Origin of the sequence: Paenibacillus hunanensis (assembly GCF_034055775.1) — a bacterium.
Taxonomy (GTDB): domain Bacteria; phylum Bacillota; class Bacilli; order Paenibacillales; family Paenibacillaceae; genus Saccharibacillus; species Saccharibacillus hunanensis.
This window is the reverse complement of sequence record NZ_CP139194.1, coordinates 938,110-957,500: the sequence shown is the minus strand read 5'-3', so window position 1 is coordinate 957,500 and position 19,391 is coordinate 938,110. Positions and strand designations below refer to the sequence as shown.

17 protein-coding genes (1 of these 17 running past the window's edge) are annotated in these 19,391 nt (G+C 41.7%); all 17 read right to left on the bottom strand.

Annotation, left to right across the window (positions count from 1 at the left end; genetic code table 11):
• On the bottom strand, positions 1-1,948 hold the 5' portion of the coding sequence (gene ligA / locus SK066_RS03780) for an NAD-dependent DNA ligase LigA (RefSeq protein ID WP_320543703.1). The gene continues 77 nt to the left of window position 1, outside the view; only the first 1,948 of its 2,025 coding nucleotides appear in the window; it begins with the start codon at positions 1,946-1,948; the stop codon falls past the left edge of the window.
• Positions 1,949-2,086: 138 nt separating this feature from the next.
• Entirely contained in the window at positions 2,087-4,423 is a 2,337-nt protein-coding gene (gene pcrA / locus SK066_RS03775; RefSeq protein ID WP_320543702.1) for a DNA helicase PcrA, read from the bottom strand.
• A gap of 242 nt (positions 4,424-4,665) precedes the next feature.
• Positions 4,666-5,355 carry a heptaprenylglyceryl phosphate synthase gene (gene pcrB, locus SK066_RS03770; RefSeq protein ID WP_188774061.1) on the bottom strand — a complete coding sequence of 230 codons (690 nt, stop codon included), beginning with the start codon at positions 5,353-5,355 and terminating at the stop codon, positions 4,666-4,668.
• Between the two features lie 142 nt (positions 5,356-5,497).
• Positions 5,498-6,922 carry an undecaprenyl-phosphate glucose phosphotransferase gene (locus SK066_RS03765; RefSeq protein ID WP_320543701.1) on the bottom strand — a complete coding sequence of 475 codons (1,425 nt, stop codon included), beginning with the start codon at positions 6,920-6,922 and terminating at the stop codon, positions 5,498-5,500.
• Complete coding sequence (locus tag SK066_RS03760) at positions 6,919-7,824, bottom strand: glycosyltransferase family 2 protein (RefSeq protein WP_320543700.1); 906 nt, start codon at positions 7,822-7,824, stop codon at positions 6,919-6,921. The genes SK066_RS03765 and SK066_RS03760 overlap by 4 nt, the downstream gene beginning before the upstream one ends.
• 260 nt (positions 7,825-8,084) lie before the next feature.
• Positions 8,085-9,041 carry a glycosyltransferase family 2 protein gene (locus SK066_RS03755; protein WP_320543699.1) on the bottom strand — a complete coding sequence of 319 codons (957 nt, stop codon included), beginning with the start codon at positions 9,039-9,041 and terminating at the stop codon, positions 8,085-8,087.
• Positions 9,042-9,277: 236 nt separating this feature from the next.
• Positions 9,278-10,153 (bottom strand): dTDP-4-dehydrorhamnose reductase, encoded by an 876-nt coding sequence (gene rfbD / locus SK066_RS03750; protein ID WP_320543698.1) that lies wholly within the window; start codon positions 10,151-10,153, stop codon positions 9,278-9,280.
• Positions 10,153-11,172: a dTDP-glucose 4,6-dehydratase gene (gene rfbB / locus SK066_RS03745; protein ID WP_320543697.1), complete on the bottom strand. Its 1,020-nt coding sequence runs from the start codon at positions 11,170-11,172 to the stop codon at positions 10,153-10,155. The genes rfbD and rfbB overlap by 1 nt, the downstream gene beginning before the upstream one ends.
• Positions 11,173-11,256: 84 nt before the next feature.
• Positions 11,257-11,802, bottom strand: a complete 546-nt coding sequence (rfbC, locus tag SK066_RS03740) for a dTDP-4-dehydrorhamnose 3,5-epimerase (protein ID WP_320543696.1) — start codon at positions 11,800-11,802, stop codon at positions 11,257-11,259.
• A gap of 10 nt (positions 11,803-11,812) precedes the next feature.
• On the bottom strand, positions 11,813-12,556 hold the full coding sequence (locus SK066_RS03735; protein ID WP_320543695.1) for a sugar phosphate nucleotidyltransferase: 744 nt from the start codon (positions 12,554-12,556) through the stop codon (positions 11,813-11,815).
• 16 nt (positions 12,557-12,572) lie between these two features.
• Positions 12,573-12,935, bottom strand: coding sequence for a GtrA family protein (locus SK066_RS03730; RefSeq protein WP_320543694.1), 363 nt, complete (start codon positions 12,933-12,935; stop codon positions 12,573-12,575).
• Positions 12,928-13,863 carry a glycosyltransferase family 2 protein gene (locus tag SK066_RS03725; protein WP_320543693.1) on the bottom strand — a complete coding sequence of 312 codons (936 nt, stop codon included), beginning with the start codon at positions 13,861-13,863 and terminating at the stop codon, positions 12,928-12,930. The genes SK066_RS03730 and SK066_RS03725 overlap by 8 nt, the downstream gene beginning before the upstream one ends.
• Positions 13,844-14,941: a DegT/DnrJ/EryC1/StrS family aminotransferase gene (locus SK066_RS03720; protein WP_320543692.1), complete on the bottom strand. Its 1,098-nt coding sequence runs from the start codon at positions 14,939-14,941 to the stop codon at positions 13,844-13,846. The genes SK066_RS03725 and SK066_RS03720 overlap by 20 nt, the downstream gene beginning before the upstream one ends.
• Positions 14,938-15,522: an acyltransferase gene (locus SK066_RS03715; RefSeq protein WP_320543691.1), complete on the bottom strand. Its 585-nt coding sequence runs from the start codon at positions 15,520-15,522 to the stop codon at positions 14,938-14,940. Before SK066_RS03715 ends, SK066_RS03720 begins: the two co-directional genes overlap by 4 nt.
• Positions 15,519-15,941 (bottom strand): sugar 3,4-ketoisomerase, encoded by a 423-nt coding sequence (locus SK066_RS03710; RefSeq protein WP_320543690.1) that lies wholly within the window; start codon positions 15,939-15,941, stop codon positions 15,519-15,521. The genes SK066_RS03715 and SK066_RS03710 overlap by 4 nt, the downstream gene beginning before the upstream one ends.
• Positions 15,942-16,073: 132 nt before the next feature.
• Positions 16,074-18,230, bottom strand: a complete 2,157-nt coding sequence (locus SK066_RS03705; RefSeq protein ID WP_320543689.1) for a glucosyltransferase domain-containing protein — start codon at positions 18,228-18,230, stop codon at positions 16,074-16,076.
• Between the two features lie 178 nt (positions 18,231-18,408).
• Positions 18,409-19,380, bottom strand: coding sequence for a glycosyltransferase (locus tag SK066_RS03700; protein ID WP_320543688.1), 972 nt, complete (start codon positions 19,378-19,380; stop codon positions 18,409-18,411).
• Between the last annotated feature and the right edge of the window lie 11 nt (positions 19,381-19,391).

The window sequence follows — 19,391 nt, the reverse complement described above, 5'->3', positions numbered from 1 at the left end:
GCTTGCTGCCTGCTTTTTCGCCAGCGATAACGATATCGGTCTTTTTGGATACACTGCCGGTTACTTTGGCACCGAGCTGTTCCAGGCGTAATGCTGCCTCATCGCGCGTCATCGTCTGCAATGTGCCGGTTAGCACTACGGTTTTGCCATTAAAATAGGAATCTTCACTCACGATAACGGCAAGTGCTTCTGGAACTTGCGGCTGTACGCCAAGGTTTAGCATTTTATCAATGCCAGCCAGCATAAATGGATCAGCGAAAAACTCAACAATACTCTCCGCTACAATCGAGCCTACATCCGGTAGCTCAACTAGCTCCTCTACAGTAGCTGTACGGATTTTATCCAGATCACGATAATGCTCTGCCAGCATCCGTGTTGTCGTTTTACCTGTATTCGGAATTCCCAATGCATACAGGAACGAAGCGAGATCACGGGTTTTGCTATCTTCGATCGCTTGTAATAAATTATTGGCCTTGCGCTCGCCAAAGCGCTCCAGCTTGGATAGATCGTCAAATTGCAACGTGTACAGATCGGCTGGCTCACGCACATTCAGCTCATTATGCAGCTGCGTTGCTGTCTTAATACTAAAGGTCTCGATATCCATTGCATCTCGTGAAGCGAAATGCGTAATCCGAGCTACAATTTGCGGTTCACAGCCAAAGCGATTGTTACAGAACAGATGAGCACCACGCTGCTCCAACGGGAAGCCGCAGGATGGACATTGTTCTGGGAAGATAATCTCTTCTCCGTCATTTTCCTCTGACACTTTACCCAGAATCTCTGGGATTACATCGTTGGAGCGTCGAATATAGACTCTTGTGCCAAGAGCAAATTTTAGATTTTTACGTTCAATATCGCCGATATTATTGAGTGTACAGTTCTGAACCGTTACCCCTGCCAGCTCGACTGCCTCCACACGTGCTAACGGTGTGATTTTCCCTGTACGTCCAACATTCCAGGATACCGACTCCAAAATGGTACTCGTTTCTTCAGCTTCGAATTTATACGCGATCGCCCAGCGAGGGAACTTATCTGTATACCCCAGTACCTCACGAGTACGCATATCAGTCAGCTTTACCACAGCTCCGTCGATCAGATAATCCAAACCGCTACGCTCCTGCTGAATCTCTTCCAAGCGAGCAATCACATCATCAAAATTATCGAAATAGGATACAGCCGGATTCACACGGAAATGATTATCCCGTAAAAATTGCATCATCTCCTGCTGATTTTCAAAACGAACTCCTTCTGTATAGCCGATGTTATAAAAATAAGCATTCAGCTTCCGCTTGGCTGTCGTACGCGGATCCAGATTGCGTAGTGCCCCAGCGGCAGCATTACGCGCATTTTTGAGCTTATCTTTTTCAGTTGCAGCAGCATTATAAGCTTCAAGTACAGACAGGTGCATGATCCCCTCTCCCTGCACCTCAAGCTTGCCTTCTGTAAATGGAATCGATAGTGGTACAGAGCGAATCGTCTTCACCTGCTCTAAAATCCCTTCGCCAACGACACCATTTCCGCGTGTGGATGCCTGTACGAGTCGACCATTTTCATAAGTTAGATTAAGGGTGAGTCCATCAAACTTCAATTCTACCGCATAGGAAGGCTCGGGTAGCGGCTGATCCGGATTCTTTTCGTTATAATCACCGATTAGCTTGCGAGCACGCGTATGCCAGCTGGATAGCTTTTCGAGATTTTGCGCTTTATCCAGGCTCCACAGTGGCGCCAGATGACGATGCGGGGTGAATCCCTTGAGCAGCTCACCGCCAACACGCTGAGTAGGCGAATCAGGTAATACCATCCCACTTTCCTGCTCCAGCTGTAGCAAACGATCGTATTGAGCATCATAGTCTTTGTCCTCAACTAACGGCTCGTCCAGTGTGTAGTAATGATAATTGTAATTATTCAGATCAGCGACTAGCTTCTCCATTTCCTTCATCGGATCCATGCGCATCTCTCCCGTTCATGGTATGTAAGGCGGCTGTATCATCAGCCGCCTATAGTATTTATTCATATAAACGAAGCTCGTTTATCCGGCAAACTCGCCAGACTATCTAGCTTCATGTATTCATGTTGCTACGCATCATTACTCCACCTTGGTGATCGGTGCAAAGCCTGCTAGTAGACGCTTCAAGCCTACAGGTGCAGGGAAGGCAATTTGCAGCTCCATGTCATTTCCTGTGCCTTTGACAGCTACAATGGTGCCGATTCCCCATTTACCATGTGAAACCTTGTCGCCTGCCTGATAGCTGCCATCTCCACTTGCAGCTGGAGTTGGTGTTCCTTTGCCTGTAGTCACCGTAACGCCAGACGAAGCTGGTGTGCTACGAGGTACAGCGCGCGCAGAGGAACCACTACCAAACGCTGCCGACGATTCGCGACGATTGCCAAAGTTACTACCACCGCCACCAAAACCGCGTGAACCATTACCATAGCTATTGCCAGAAGCGCCACGTCTAAAGTTATTCGTTGCTACACGTGTGTCTTCTTTATATTCATCTGGAATTTCTTCCAGGAAACGTGACGGTGGGTTCGCTGTTGTACGACCAAACAGTGTACGCATCTGCGCACAGGACAGGAATAGCTGCTTCTCTGCCCGCGTAATCCCTACATAAGCAAGGCGACGTTCCTCCTCCAGCTCATCATTATCCATGAATGCACGGCTATGCGGGAAGACACCTTCCTCCATACCGATAATGAATACGGTTGGGAACTCCAATCCTTTGGCACTGTGCATCGTCATCAATACGACCGCATCCTCTTGCTCCTCAGGCTTGTCGCCCATCGTATCGATATCTGCAATCAGCGCTAGATCGGTCAGGAAGGCAATTAGCGATTTGTCTTCATTATTTTTCTCAAATTCCATCGTTACCGATTGGAACTCCTCGATATTCTCCACACGCGCTTTGGATTCGAGTGTATTCTCACGTTGCAGCTCTACGCGGTATTCAGACATTTCCAGAATCTTTTCCGTCAGCTCGGTAACAGAGAGATAGTCTACCATCTGATGCAATGCAGCGATCATATCGTAAAACTCCACCATCGCATTGCGTGTACGTCCAGCAAAACCCAGATCATCCACGATCTCCAGTACTTTGAAAATTGAAATTCCACGTTCACCCGCTGCCGCAGCAAGCTTCGCTACACTCGTATCACCGATACCACGTTTTGGCACATTGATAATACGCGTGAGGCTAATATCATCGTCTGGATTGGATAGCAGACGCAGATAGGCGAGCAGGTCCTTGATCTCTTTACGATCATAGAACTTGATGCCGCCGACAATCTGGTAAGGGATGTCTGATTTGATCAGCACTTCCTCTATAACCCGTGACTGTGCATTCGTACGATACAAAATGGCATGATCCTGATAAGGACGTCCTGTTTTCACACTTTTATGAATTTCGGAGCTTACAAAATAAGCTTCATCATGCTCCGAATCCGCACGATAGACTTTAATCTTGGCGCCGCCTTCTTTGTCTGTCCACAGCTTCTTCGGCTTACGACCGCTATTGTTGCCGATAACTTCATTGGCAGCACTCAAAATATTCGAGGTGGAACGATAGTTTTGCTCCAGCAGAATTGTTTTCGCTTCGGGATAGTCCTCTTCAAAATTAAGAATATTCGTAATATCCGCTCCACGCCAGCGATAGATCGACTGATCACTATCACCGACAACGCAAATATTATGATGAGCATCCGCCAGCATTTTACAAAGCATATATTGTGCACGGTTTGTATCCTGATACTCATCGACATGAATATAGCGGAATTTCTTCTGATAAAATTCCAGTACTTCTGGTACTTCTTTGAACAGCTGAATCGTCGTCATGATCAGATCATCAAAGTCGAGCGAGTTATTTGCACGCAGACGACGCTGGTACATCGTATATACTTTAGCGGCAATACCTTCAAAATAATCTCCGATTTTGCGCTCGTATTGCTCAGGAGTGACCAGTTCATTTTTGGCTGCGCTGATCATCGATTGTACGGTCTTCGGTTCAAACTTTTTCGTATCCATATTCAGATCCTTCATGCAGGAACGAATGACAGATAGCTGATCCCCGGAATCAAGAATCGAAAAGCTAGACGTAAAGCCAATGCGCTCGATATCACGACGCAAAATGCGCACGCACATCGAGTGAAATGTGGATACCCAGATCTCGCGTCCCTCTGGACCAACCAGCTGAGATACACGCTCCTGCATCTCACGCGCCGCTTTGTTCGTAAATGTAATCGCCAAAATGCCCCATGGTGCTGACTTGCGAGCATCGATAATATGAGCAATGCGGTGTGTAAGCACGCGTGTCTTCCCACTACCTGCACCAGCCATAATCAGGAGGGGGCCGTCTGTTGCCAGTGCCGCCTCTTTCTGTCTTGGATTTAGACGGTTAATCGCGTCCTTGATGTTAATCATCGTCATTGTGTTGTATTGCTCCTTTCAAATCAAACCCATAAATTCGGTAAAGTCGATCAGTCTTATGCAGGAAAAGTCAGACTAGCACACAGGCATCAGCTAGGTACATGTCTGTCTGGAATGGATCATAGTAGAATGATGAATAGAGTAATTAAATTAGAATGGATACATATCCTGAAAATAGTTCGAGCGTTGAAGATATTGCTAATTTGCAAAAAGAATAATCGGATTCATCTGTAGACGCTTATTCAGCCTTTCACAGCAGCCACTGTTGTAAGAGCTTGCTTCAGATCGCTATACAGGCTGTTGCCTACGATAATCGTATCGCAATGGCTTGCCGCTAGACGTGCAGTCTCGGCATCTGTAATTCCGCCGCCATAAAAAACACGCGCTTCACGAGTCACTCTACGAATATCAGCAACCAGCTCCATATCGCCAAAGCGACCGCTATATTCAATATATACAATTGGCAAACGCAATAAATGCTCTGCCGCCTGCGCATAGGCAGCAGCTCGATCAGCTTCTAGCTCAGTAAGTGCCCCAGTTAACCGTGCTACGGTAGAATCCGCATGTAACACAATATACCCTTCTGGCACGATCAATTCCCATGGAATCAGGTGGCTATACTGCTCGATCGCCTGTACATGTTGCCCAATCATCCAGCGACTATCCTCTGTATTCAATACGAGTGGAATCATATACAGATCAAAGCCGGGTACCACCGCCTCCAGATCAGATACCTCTAGCACGCACGGAAGCTCATAGCGACGTACGCGTGACATCAAGTCTACAGTATTATCATAGGTCACACCAGATGATCCACCGATCATAATCGCATCGGTTCCAGACATACAAATCTGGTCTAAATCCTCATCTGATATGAACCGATCCGGGTCAAGCTTGAATACGTGGCGCCACGCTATTATTTCGTCTCTCAATGGTATTCCTCCGTCTTTTCTACAACCTTCAAATTAAGTCTATGATAGGCAGTGTAGAGTGTCAATGTTCTGTTCGTATATTATGCGAACAAATAAAAATGCCCTACTTGAGCAAGCAGGACATTTTTATTATGTTGAGCAATCAATATGCGTTTTTATTAACGAAACCGTTGCGGATCGTTTTGAAAATAATTTTGATATCGAATAATAGCGACCAGTTCTCAATATAGAAAATATCATGATTGATTCGATCCTCGATGGAGGTGTCACCACGTAAGCCATTGCTTTGCGCCCAACCGGTAATACCTGGGCGTACATGGTGCTTGACCATATATTTAGGAATTTCTTCACGAAATTGCTCTACATAATATGGACGCTCCGGGCGTGGCCCAACGACGCTCATATCGCCAATCAGTACATTGAAAAACTGTGGCAGTTCATCCAAACTCGTACGCCGAATGAAGGAGCCGAAGGCCGTTTTACGTGGATCATTGGCGGTTGTCCAGCCTGTGTCGATCTGTCCCTCAGGAATAACACGCATCGAGCGGAACTTGAACATCATAAAATTTCGACGATTAAGTCCGACTCGCTCCTGCTTGAAAATGATAGGTCCTGGCGAGGTTAGCTTTACACCGATCGCGACTACCAGCATGATCGGAGACGTAATCGCAATCGCGACTAAAGAGAAGGCAATATCAAAGGCACGCTTGAAAATGCGATTCGCTGCAATATCCAGTGGAATATCGCGTACATTAATCATTGGCATGCCGGCAAAATTATCGAAGTACGGACGTGCTGGCAAATAATCGAAAAAGTCAGGGATGATCAGCGTACGCACACCTGCTTTTTCACACTCGGCAATAATCCATGGATACTTATCATGTGCATCTAAGGGGAGTGCAAGAATGACCTCATCAATCATCATCGATTGTAGTTTTTGTCCCAGCTCGTCAATCTTCCCCAGCACAGGCTTATATTTGCGCAGCTCAATATTATCGAATTTCCGATAGTCATCGAGAAAGCCGACAATTTCATAGCCCATTTCAGGATACTGCATCAGATTGTCGTAGAACCGTTTACCCAGTGAACCAGCGCCCAGGATGAGCACAAACTGCTTGTTGAAGCCCTTCTGACGTGCACGCTTCAATCCAAGCTTAATCACATAACGATAGGCCATAATGAACAACAGATTCAAAATCATAAACGTTAACAGATAGTAACGCGAAATATTAACTTCTTTTACGAAGAATAACGCACCAAGCAGTACAAAGATGCTGACGGCATGCGTCTGTGTAATTTTGAGCAGCTCATCTGCAAAGCGCTTTTTACGCTTAGGTGAATATAAGCTACTCATCGTCCCAATCAATACCGCGATAACAGCATAGATTAAGCTCCACATCCAGTACGTTTCAATCGGCAGTGCGCCGTATCCTTCCGGTGAATTATCATACGGGAAAATATCGAATTGAAACTTGAGCAACCAGGCTGCCAAAAAGGAAATCTGAATCACCGAGAAATCCGCCAAAATGTATAAACGGGTCAAAAATCGCTGATTTTTGCGGATCACGAATGAACTCTCCTTTCTGTTTCGGCTGCCGGCGCTTTGGCCGGGCGTAATAGTTTATTTTGAATAAGCGATAAGGTTAGCTTCACGCCAATCCCTGCATAGACAGCGCCATTGGTAATAAATGAATACCGTTTGCGATAATGCTTACGGTGGAATAGCCACATCGCCCGATGAAACTCATAGATGATTTTAAACGGCTTGCGGCGACTACTTGCCCCTTTATAATGCACGATGAAGGTATCTCCGCGGTAATGAATCTCCCAGCCCGCTTCCTTAATGCGGTAGCACCAGTCAATATCCTCACCATACATGAAAAATTCTTCATCCAGCCCACCGATCTGCTCGATGACCTCCCGACGCACCAGCATGAATGCACCGACCAGCGAGTCGACCTGGTAGCACTCATCCGGGCTCAGGTAGCCCAGCTGATACCCGTTGAACTTCGGATTGTCTGGAAACAGCTTCGATAATCCGAAGGCATAGTAAAAGGAGGCCGATGGCGTCGGGAATCCACGCTTGCACGCCTTATCCAGCGAACCGTCCGGCAAAATAATTTTGCATCCAGCTGCACCTGCACGCGGATGGCTGTCCATAAAAGACACCATCGTCTCCAGTGTGTCCGGTTCTACGATGGTGTCGGAATTAAGCAGCAATGTATATCGTCCCTGCGCCAGCTTCATACCAATGTTATTACCCTTGGCAAATCCACCATTATCGGGATTCGCAATAAAGACAACATTGGGATAAGTCGCTGGAATACGTACGGTGGAATCGTCGGTAGAATGATTATCTACAACGATAATCTCGTAAGCATACTTTGTTGCTGAACGATATACCGAGGCGATGCAGTCCAGTGTAAGCTGACATGTATTATAGTTAAGAATTAAAACACTAACATCCATTAGTAACGCTCCTGCCTTGAAATACGCATATAATATTTAATCGTAATTTGGTCTTCTTTAGCCCGTAAGAAAAAGCGAAATAACGACGTTTACGGAATTCACTTCATTCTACACGCATTATAGCATAGATAGAGGTTAAAAGTTAATTTCAAGATAATGTAAGAAGAAAATTTCTGAATGTTACAGATAGCATCTACATACTGTACGATGTGTATGTTTCTCACAAGTAGCCATCATTAAAAATCCATCTCATATTCAAATTAAATGTATCCATTCATAATTAAAAAACGAAATAGCAAGTTTTCTGGTAAAGATTGACGATACAATCGACAAATTCTCAAATAGCGAAAACGCTCGATCCAACTACGTCTAGGCGCAATAAATGCATCTAATTGCACGAGCATATCCATATTAATTATACAATCACCATATATGCGCTTAAACTCCATAGCTTGTTTAACTAGTAGCTTCTGGTTCTTATGCTTGCGATAGCTCCTCCATTTTTTCCTCATTTTCTCCGCAATGGTAGCCTCGCCGCCAACTGCATTATTGCTATGTTGTCTGTAAAAGATTGAGGGAGATGGATCGAAGTATACATTACCTAAAGCAGACACGATCAAATATATCCACCAATCGTGCATCTGTACGTGATTCAGTTCGATATCTATTCCGTTATCTAAAACCAACTCTAGGGTTCGACGATTGAAACACATCGTAGCACCGACTGCAATATTCTGAATAAGTGCATTATAAAAAGAAGGCTCTTTAGCCAGGGGACCAGGCCATATCGCTGTAGGCTCTAATTGTTCATTAGTCAATTGTGTGGCTGTACAGATCATAACGGGCACTTGTTCAGAGCCTTGCTTACTCCATTCCAATTCGCTCATTTTTTGAATAGCTCTACTCGTTTTATCTTGTATCCACACATCATCTTGATCACAAAAACAAAAATAGCCAACTTTACGATCAGCATGCTGCATTAATATCCAAAAGCTTCGAACAACACCTACATTATCTCCTTCAATCAGCTCGATGTGTTCTGGATATTGAATCATGTATTGACGCACAATCGCAACCGTATTATCTTTCGATCCATCATCACGTATTAGCACCTTAATCGCAGCATGACTTTGCTCAAAAATACTATTCAATTGTTCCTCTATGTATACTTCTCCATTATAGGTAGACATTAGCACCTGTAACGTGTTATTAGGCATTGTATGACTCCATTCCATTCAGTTGTCCATGTTAGTAAACTTTCATTGATACGTTTATTTTAACAGAAACACCTTCTTGCTAATAGCTTGATCCTATTCACATGTTAAACTAACACTTTTCCATTGAAGTCCAATAAAAAACACCCTCTACGATCGTAGAAGGTGCTGCATCATTGATTCAGGATGTAACTGAATCCCTATCATTTTGAGCATAATCATAAATACATGTTTAACTATTATGCGTTCAAATGCTGATTATATTCTTGTAAAAAAGCACTCAACCCTTCACGCCAATGCCGAATATCTTGAAATCCATTCGTACGAATCGACATATGCTCCATCACCGAATTAGCTGGACGTGGCGCCGGACGCGGAAAATCTGCTGTCGTACAAGGCTCCAGACTCGCCTGTATCTGTGCATCAAGAATCTGCTTCGCCTGTGCAAAAATCTCCTGCGTAAACTCATACCATGTGCAAGCTCCACTATTGGAAGCATGGTAAATGCCATACTTCTCTGTCAGCATCAATTCCGATAGGAACTCTGCAAGATCCACAGTATACGTGGGAGAACCCTTCTGATCATGAACGACTTTCAGTTCAGGCTTTTCTTGACCCAGCTTGAGCATCGTCTTCACAAAGTTATTGCCATGCAAGCCATACACCCATGAAGTACGCACGATAAAATAGCGACTCGATAAGGTTTGTGTAAGTATCTCACCTGCACGCTTTGACTTACCGTAGATTCCCTGCGGATCTGTATTATCGTATTCATAGTAAGGATGTTCGCCCTGACCATCAAATACATAATCCGTACTGATGTAAATGATCTTTGCGCCCACTGCTTCAGCGGCAACGGCCATATTACGGCTACCTATAGCATTGACCAGATATGCGCCATCCACATCACTTTCCGCTGCATCTACCGCCGTATAAGCTGCACAGTGAATAATCACATCCGGAGCAAATTCGCCAATAACCTGCTGACATTGCTCCAGATTCGTAATATCCAGCTGCTTGCGATTACAGCCCATAACATGGTGGTCTTTACGCTGTAGCACAGCAACCATATCCATACCAAGCTGACCGGATGCGCCGGTAACAAGTACCTTCATTACTTTTCACCCAGACGGCTACCGTATTGCTGCTGATAATATTCCTGATATTGACCCGAAGCAATACGCGTCCACCAGTCTTTATTATCCAGATACCATTGAATCGTTGCTTTGATGCCGGATTCAAAGTTATGTTTTGGCTTCCAGCCCAGCTCGTTCATTGTTTTCGTTGGATCGATACCGTAACGACGGTCGTGACCTGGACGGTCTTCTACGTATTTGATCAGTGATTCTGGTTTACCCAGCTGCTCCAGAATCGTTTTTACGATATGGATATTCGTACGTTCGTTGTTGCCACCGATGTTGTACACTTCACCGTTTTTACCTTCATGGATAACCAGATCAATCGCGCTACAATGATCTTCTACATACAGCCAGTCACGAATGTTCAGACCGTCACCATATACCGGCAATGCCTCATCCGCCAGTGCACGAGAGATGATGAGTGGAATCAGCTTCTCCGGGAACTGGAATGGACCGTAGTTATTCGAGCAACGTGTAATGTTCACTGGCAAGCCAAATGTTTCGTGATACGCACGCACGAGCAGGTCGCCGCCTGCTTTACTTGCGGAATACGGGCTATTTGGTGTCAGAGGCGTTTCCTCTGTAAACAAGCCAGTTTCACCCAGTGTACCGTATACTTCGTCTGTAGATACCTGTACAAATTTGGTGATATTATGCTTTTTCGCTACATCCAGCAGTACTTGAGTACCCAGTACGTTTGTTTTTACAAATACGTCTGGCTCCAAAATGCTGCGATCCACGTGAGACTCAGCTGCAAAGTTAACGATAATGTCTACGCCTTGCGCCACCAGTTCATCCATTTTGGCACTGTCGCCGATATCTGCTTTCACAAAGGTATGGTTCGGATTGCCTTCAATCGCTTTAAGGTTTTCTAGATTACCTGCGTATGTTAATGCATCTACATTGATGATCTGGTATTCTGGATGCTCACGCAGCATGTACAAAACAAAGTTACTACCGATAAAGCCGGCACCACCGGTAACGAGTAATTTCATAAATGTTCCTCCTATTATCAGTGAATAAGATTCAGCAGAGTTGCTGAATCTTATTCATCATTTTATTTAAAATTCATCTTGAACTTAAAAATTCAATTCGGCATCCTTCAGTAAAGGATGCTTTTTATCCTTCTCTGACAAAATAGGATCAGAGATCGGCCAATCAATACCAAGCTCAGGGTCATTCCAGAGAATTCCGCGATCATGCTCTGGCGAATAATATTGATCCACTTTATAAATGACCTGAGTATTAGCTACCAGTGTACAGAAGCCGTGTGCGAAGCCTTGAGGAACAAGCAACTGACGCTTATTATCTTCACTCAGTATAAAGCCCATCCATTGTCCAAATGTATCTGAATCCTTACGCACATCGACAATTACATCATAAATCGCTCCAGCGATGACATGAATGATTTTCGTTTGAGCTTTGGGATTCAATTGGTAATGAAGACCTCTCAGCACTCCAGATTCTACAGATAATGAATGATTATCTTGAATAAACCGATAATTGATTCCCAGCTCATTCATCACTTGCTCATTGTAGCTTTCCATAAAAAATCCCCGGTTATCGCCATGAATAATCGGTTCAAGCAATGTTGCACCTTCTAGTTTAAGAGCAGTCGCTTTCATGATTTCCTCCTTACAGTTTGAGCTTGCCAAACTCTTCGCCAAAGACGATATCTTGTGCCAGCTCATTGGCTCTTGCTAGAGATGCGTGAGTTCCTGCATCTGTCCACCAGCCTTGCAAAATATCAAACGACAATTCACCGCTAGCGATATAGGCATTATTTACATCTGTAATTTCAAGCTCACCACGATCGGATGGCTTCAATGTTTTAACAATATCGAATACACGGCTATCAAACATGTAGATGCCTGTTACCGCATAGTCACTTTTCGGATTTTTCGGTTTTTCTTCGATTGAAACGATACGCTCTCCCTCAAGCTCAGCTACACCAAAACGTTGCGGATCTTGTACTTGCTGTAACAGCAGCTTGGCGCCATTTTTCTGCTCGCGGAAATTTTGCACGAATGGAGAGATATCATCTGCAAATACATTATCGCCAAGGATAACTACCATTTGATCGCCATTAACAAACTGCTCAGCCAGATCAAGCGCTTGAGCAATCCCGCCTGCTTCATCCTGAACCTTGTATGTAAATGTGACGCCCATTTCACGACCACTACCCAGAAGGTTAACCACATCGCCCATATGATCCTTACCTGTTACGATCAAAATATCCTGAATACCCGACTGCTTGAGCTTTTGCACCGAGTGAAAAATCATTGGATATTTACCAACAGGAAGAAGATGTTTATTCGTTACTTTTGTTAGTGGATACAGTCTTGTACCTGTTCCACCCGCCAAAATAATACCTTTCATATTAAAAAGCCTCCGTTCATTTTCCTTTAATAATAAATTTGGTTAATACAAACGTGATAGGGATCGTAACCACGATCGCTATAATAGGTACAATTTTCGAGGATAAGCCCGCATACTCAATAAGTATATTAAGCAACAATAGATTAATCAAATACTGCACTACATATACGATAGGGTACTTGATGAATTTACGTAGCGAGATTTTCTCTTGAAATACAAATACTGAATTCAAGTAATAGGACAATAAAATACCTGCCACATACGAAATCGAGTAGGAGAAATTATAATTCATCACATTGAGCAACAATAAGTACAGCAGATACGTCACTAGCGTATTAAAGCCGCCACTGAGCAGATATTTAACAAATGGTTTATTCATAGACTTCATCTACAATGAACGAAGGTCGATTACGACTTTCATCCAGTATTCTCCATAAATATTCTCCGATAATACCGAGCATCACCATAATAATACCTAGCAAAAAGGTAATGAGCGCAATAATGGTTGTCCAGCCCTGAATTGGAATCCATCCAGATAGTGCACCAACGACAACGTAAACACCATATAAAAAGCTAAGTAATGCTGTAATGACTCCTAATGCAGACATGAATCGAATCGGCATATACGAAAAGCTAACAAAAGAGTCGATAAACAACTTAATTTTCTTGGACATCGTCCAGCGTGATTTACCTAATTTTCTTTCTTCACGTACATAGGGGAAATATTCACGATCATGACCTAGCCAGTAGATCAAGCTCATGACATTGGTGTTCTTTTCACCGATATCAATTACTTCCTGAGCAACCTGCTTGTCAACCAGCAGGAAGTCAAATCCGCCTTTCGGATAATCCTTGAGCGCGAACTTCTCCAGGAGATAATAATAGGAATTCGAGAACATTTTTTGAGAAAGCGATTCTTCACGATCAGAACGTGTAGCCAGAACTACTTTCTTACCATTACGCCATTCCTTGATCATATCGACAAACAGCTCTGGTGGATCCTGTAAATCGGCAGCGATTACGCCAATGCAATCTCCACTAGCATATTGCAAACCAGCTTGAATCGCAGACATGGAACCAAAGTTACGGCTTAGCTTGATGACTTTGATACGCTCATCCTGCTGCTTCGCTTCTAGCAATAGCTGAAACGAATTATCTTTGGAGCCATCATCCACAAATACAAACTCAAGCTCACAATCAGGTAATAATTCCTGTAGCTTTTGTAATCTGGGTACAGTATGTGGAATATTGAGCGCATTAAAATAAATCGGTACTACAATCGAAAACTTAATTTTTCCCGTATTCATTAATGACTTCCACCACTTTCATAACTTCTTCCTTCGGCATGACCGGGCTAATCGGAATACTCACCACATGATTATGAATATTCTCCGAAATCGGATACGATTGATCCTTCCATTCTGCATACGCTTGCTGGTGATGTGGCGGAATTGGATAGTGGATGATCGTTTGCACTTGATTTTCTGTCATATACTGCATAAAGGCAGCACGATCTTCAACTTGAATGACAAATACATGCCATACATGAGATTCTGGAGCATTTTCTACAACAGGAAGCGTAATCAGCGGATTCTGAATATGCTCCAGGTAGTAATCTGCAATCTCACGACGATAGGCATTATCAGCATCCAAATATTTGAGCTTTTCTTTTAAAATAGGCGCCTGAAACTCGTCTAAACGGCTATTGTAGCCCTTGTAAAGATTCTCATACTTTTTATGAGAGCCATAATTACGCAGCGCATACAATTTTGTATATAATTCTTCATCGTTCGTTGTGATCGCACCCGCATCACCAAGCGCACCTAGATTTTTGCCTGGATAGAAGCTGAACGCGGCAGCATCGCCAAGATTACCAGCACGCTTTCCTTCATATATCGCACCATGGGACTGTGCACAATCCTCAATCACCTTCAGATTATGCTTGTCTGCCAGCTCACGAATAGGAGCCATGTTGCAGGATTGTCCATACAAATGCACAACCATAATTGCTTTTGTATTAGCTGTAATCTTCTCTTCAATCTTGGCAGGATCAATATTGTACGTTTGCGGATCAGGTTCAACCAGTACTGGCGTTGCTCCATTTGCAGAAATGGAAAGAATCGATGCGATATACGTATTGGATGGAACGATCACTTCGTCTCCAGGACCAATCCCATAAGCGTGAATAATAAGCTCGAGTGCATCCAGACCATTAGCAACACCAAGGCAGTAACGAGTACCGCAGTAGTCTGCAAACTCAGCTTCAAAGCTTTTCACCTGTTCACCAAGTATGTACCAGCCCGAATGAAGCACTCCGGTAACACTATCCTGAATAGCCTTCTCATGTCTTAAATTGATTTTTTTCAAGTCCAAAAATTGTATCATCTCTGCACCTTGTTTCCTTGTAGATTATTTGCCTGTTCAATTACACCATCGACTAATGTGTATGCTGTACCACACTTCGAGCATGTAAGCTCCTCATTAAGTTGCTCACCACAATTACAAATGTAAGCGCGAAACTGAGCTGGATTCCCAAACCATAGCGTATTGTTGGGAATATCCTTCGTCACAACCGATCCTGCACCAATCATCGCATATTTACCAATGGTATGACCGGCTATAATAGTTGCATTAGCTCCAATCGAAGCCCATTCCTCAATTTTCGTTTTTAAAAAGGCATCTGGATATTGCTTGGAGCGCGGCTTTAAATCATTGGTAAATGTTACATTAGGGCCAATAAACACATTGTCTTCAACCGTAATACCATCCCAAATATAGACGCCTGACTTAACTGTTACATTATCCCCTAGCACTACATCATTTTCAATAAAGGTGTGGTCATTAATATTGCAATTCTCCCCGATCACTGCACCAGGTAAAATATGAGCAAATGCCCATACACGCGTATCTTTACCGATGTGCTCTGTCTCTACAAGAGCATGCGAATGTACGAAATAATTACTCATGAACCATACACCTCAATAAATTGATCGTAATCTCGAATGTAATCCTCTGCTTGATACAATTCAGAAGCTAGCACCAGCAGCACACAATCTGGTGAGAAATCATACATTTCATGCCAATCATTAGGCTCAAGCAATAAAGCCTTGGTTGGGTGATCAAGTAGTACTTCTTTTTTACGTTTTGTATTATCTAAATGAACTTTGCAGTTCCCTGATACGCTGATCAAAACCTGTCTTGTTTTATGATGCGCATGAAAGCCTCTTCGAATACCTTCTGCTGTACCATAAATGTAAAAGACACGTTTAACATCAAACGGAATATTTTTCATCGACTCTACTACAGCCAGTGCACCTCTGCTGTCACCAAGCTCCTGAATATCAAACAAAGCACTCTCATTTTTCAAAAAGGCATTATTATTCATTGGTCCCCCACAGGTAGTAAATTATTTAAATATCATCCCACTGTTAAAATTAATATAAATAGATTACTACACAAACTATAAATTTGATACCGTTGATGCAAATGTAACAGGTTGCCCTAATCAATTGATCAATCAATTCAACTTGATGATAAATACCCCATTCTCATTTTTGATCGATGTCTGATCTGGCCAGCCCTTCATACCTTCTAGTAATTGATTAGCTTTTTCTATATCTTCTGGCGTTGGTTGCTGAAAACTGTATCCTGTGACTTCATTAAACAAAAACACTTTAGAAAACTGCTGTGATGCAGGTACATTATAATCTCCAAATGTCGTATAAGATATCGAATTTAAATTAGCAGTTCCAGAAATGACTAGACGTGAATTAGGTGTAAAGTCTTTATTAGCTTCCATACGCTCTACAATTCGAGTAACAAGACTATTTTCCATACTATTCAGTCTATGTTGATCAAGTGCACTCCTTCCAATCCTTCCAATATTTCCAACAAGAATAATAATGATCATAGCCGAAACCAATATTTTACGATACCTTGGCTTCATCTTAAGGATAGTAACAATACTATAAACAGTTAGGAGCAATACTGCTTGATAAAGTCCGAATGCTGTAAATGATCTAGAGGAAATCTCTTCTGGTCGCAGTAAAGAGAATCCTAAACAAGCTACTAATCCAATAAAAGCTAATATAAATAAACGAATAGATACATTTAATAATCTAGTAAGCGAGATTTTTGCAAGCATACCATTGAACGTAACATAAGCTGCTAAAATCGTAAAGAAAATACCCCATAATAAAAAATTAATAAGCTGAGAATTAAATGGATTATTTTCAAGTAAAAAACGATTAATATTACCAAAAATACTAATCCAGTAAGGCATATGAGTAAAGTTATATAATAATTGCCCTATATTGTTTCCAGAGTAGGCGAGTTGTGGTGGCCAAAAGAAAAATACAATTTTGAGTAATATGGAATATATTACAAAAGCAGCACCGTACATTAAGATTGGGATTAATTTTTCTAATATAGGCTCTTCTTCTACATACATATCAGCATTTTTACGTTTCGAAATATGCAATGTTGATGGCATGATAAGATTGTATAGAAATACAATAAATACGATCGGGTAAAAAATCTGATATGTCGTAAGAGAGATGATATAAAAGACGATTGATAAAAATCCAAAAATAAATCTTTTGTTATTTTTATATTTATGTCCAAATGCCACACCACCTGCCAGAGCCAAAACAGCAAAAGCGCTGTAAGCAGGAACAATACTATAGTGAAAAATTTCACCGAAAAACGGATTCGTTACAAGCAATAGAACTATACTTAGTGACAAAATAAATGAGTTTATTTTCAGAAGGCGAGTTAAGCAAATTCCTAATAATGACAGAGCCGCAATGAATAATAACGGTCCTAATGGCTTAGTCAATGGCTGGATATTCATATAATAAAATAGTTGTGCTAAAATGGCCTGTGTATATCTTCCTGTAGAATGAAAATTATAACCTAATGTGTCAATGTTGATGTTATATAACTGATCAAGATAGTAATCATCTATGGAGTAAAGCGTATTTGTAATATAAGGAAGATAATATAAAACGCCAATAATAAAGCTCCAGATGAACAATTTATATTCCTGTCGATAGACTGACCAGGAAAAAAGCGATTCTGTTACAGATATAGTAGAATCAGAACGAACCGAACGATGGATACTATATAAAATAGCTATATACACAATAAACATAATTAAGAAAAAGATCCAAAATAGCGTTATTTTAGGATCAAGTACAAATTGAGCAGAGTCTACTTGCAAGGAGACGCCTGTCTGATTTGTTAAGTCTAGACGTAGGCTTTTGATGGAAGGATGATCAGAAAAAGAAATTTCATTCATCCCATTTCTTAATGTATATTCAACATATTTACCTTCGGAAAAATCATTTTCTTTGTTTGAATAATAGATTTGTGCAAAAGAACTATCTACGCTCAAATTAGATATGCTTATTTGTATTTTTTCGGGATGTAAGGTTTGATTGAAATTTATTTCAATCCATGGATCATTCGAGGTTGCAGTCAACACATTATTATTATCTTTAAAGTCTTTAAGTGTAGACTTCAAATCACTCTGTGTTATTGCCAATTCGTTGGAAAAACGGGGGGCTTCCATTACAATTCTACCGCATAATATTAATGATAAAAAAACATATAGTAATAATGTACCTATAATGCCAAATATGATTGTACGTGCAACATTTTTTTGAGTCGCCATTCTTTTTGCAATCCTCCCAGTCAGGGTTCCAGATTAATATATTATTGCCGATAAAGCTTATCGAAAGGATAGCCCTTTATTTCAATTATACCGTGCTGATTATACTATAATCTTTGCTCGGATATTGAAAGATAAAGGGCTGTCTATAGTCATACCATCCTGTATTAACTTAGAATTTCTATTCGTTGATATATCTAAAAAGAGATTCTCGCAACTCCTGATTATCTAAAAACTGCAGTTCGGGCTCTATTTCTCCTTTTTTCTTGGCCGCATTTAGATAAGAACGCAACAACCATAGTAACTTATCATTATTTTGTAAATTCATTGATTCTGCCATACTCTGCAAATCCTCAATCGGGTTACCGTTAAAAATAGCTGTTCCTTCAAAACGATCTAAATGTGCAGCATAAATCCAGCAGATTTCAAACAACATATGTTTTCTGTTTGTACTGATCGTATTCGTTCCGTGAATCCGATAACCCATAAGCGGTTCTTCAATTATAGCGCATTTTCCATATTCTGCTGCTCTTAACGCAAAATCCCAATCATGAGCAAAACGGAGATTACGCATACCACCAATGGACTCATACAGTTTACGTGTGAATACCATATTGCTTGTAGTAGAAATAAAATTGGACATGAGCAAGTTTTTCAAGAAATCGTTTGTAGATGCAAAAGAAAGGTGACGATTAGGAACCGCCCAAGGCTCCATATTCTTCCAGCCTTGCTTAATACCAAGCTTCTTACTCTTATCATCAATGACTTTAATGTATGAACAAACCAGATGAACATCCTGATGTTCTCTTAAAAACTGAATACATTTTTCTAATCTATTTTTTTCATAGTAATCATCTGAGTTCAAAACAGTAAGATATTTTCCAGAGGCTATATCCAGTCCACGATTAATTGTATTATGTGCCCCTCTATTTTCCTGAGTAATAATTGTAATTCTTGAATCATTGAATTTGCGAGCAACCTGTACAGAATTATCTTTAGAGCCATCATCGATAATAATCAATTCTAGATTACTGTAGGTTTGTTTCAATACGCTATCGATCGCTTCTTCAATATATTTTTCATGATTATACAATGGAATCACAACTGAAATTTTCTCATGCTGCTCAATGGAGGGCTTTTTTTTAAAAAACATAATATTTTAAA

What these genes read in the sequence shown, in the direction of transcription:
- SK066_RS03715 (WP_320543691.1), bottom strand. Translation starts at nt 15,522, where the DNA reads ATGAGTAATTATTTCGTACATTCGCATGCTCTTGTAGAGACAGAGCAC.
- pcrA (WP_320543702.1), bottom strand. Translation starts at nt 4,423, where the DNA reads ATGACGATGATTAACATCAAGGACGCGATTAACCGTCTAAATCCAAGA.
- SK066_RS03760 (WP_320543700.1), bottom strand. Translation starts at nt 7,824, where the DNA reads ATGGATGTTAGTGTTTTAATTCTTAACTATAATACATGTCAGCTTACA.
- SK066_RS03730 (WP_320543694.1), bottom strand. Translation starts at nt 12,935, where the DNA reads ATGAATAAACCATTTGTTAAATATCTGCTCAGTGGCGGCTTTAATACG.
- rfbD (WP_320543698.1), bottom strand. Translation starts at nt 10,153, where the DNA reads ATGAAGGTACTTGTTACCGGCGCATCCGGTCAGCTTGGTATGGATATG.
- SK066_RS03720 (WP_320543692.1), bottom strand. Translation starts at nt 14,941, where the DNA reads ATGATACAATTTTTGGACTTGAAAAAAATCAATTTAAGACATGAGAAG.
- SK066_RS03705 (WP_320543689.1), bottom strand. Translation starts at nt 18,230, where the DNA reads ATGGCGACTCAAAAAAATGTTGCACGTACAATCATATTTGGCATTATA.
- rfbB (WP_320543697.1), bottom strand. Translation starts at nt 11,172, where the DNA reads ATGAAATTACTCGTTACCGGTGGTGCCGGCTTTATCGGTAGTAACTTT.
- rfbC (WP_320543696.1), bottom strand. Translation starts at nt 11,802, where the DNA reads ATGAAAGCGACTGCTCTTAAACTAGAAGGTGCAACATTGCTTGAACCG.
- SK066_RS03710 (WP_320543690.1), bottom strand. Translation starts at nt 15,941, where the DNA reads ATGAATAATAATGCCTTTTTGAAAAATGAGAGTGCTTTGTTTGATATT.
- SK066_RS03735 (WP_320543695.1), bottom strand. Translation starts at nt 12,556, where the DNA reads ATGAAAGGTATTATTTTGGCGGGTGGAACAGGTACAAGACTGTATCCA.
- SK066_RS03755 (WP_320543699.1), bottom strand. Translation starts at nt 9,041, where the DNA reads ATGCCTAATAACACGTTACAGGTGCTAATGTCTACCTATAATGGAGAA.
- SK066_RS03725 (WP_320543693.1), bottom strand. Translation starts at nt 13,863, where the DNA reads ATGAATACGGGAAAAATTAAGTTTTCGATTGTAGTACCGATTTATTTT.
- SK066_RS03700 (WP_320543688.1), bottom strand. Translation starts at nt 19,380, where the DNA reads ATGTTTTTTAAAAAAAAGCCCTCCATTGAGCAGCATGAGAAAATTTCA.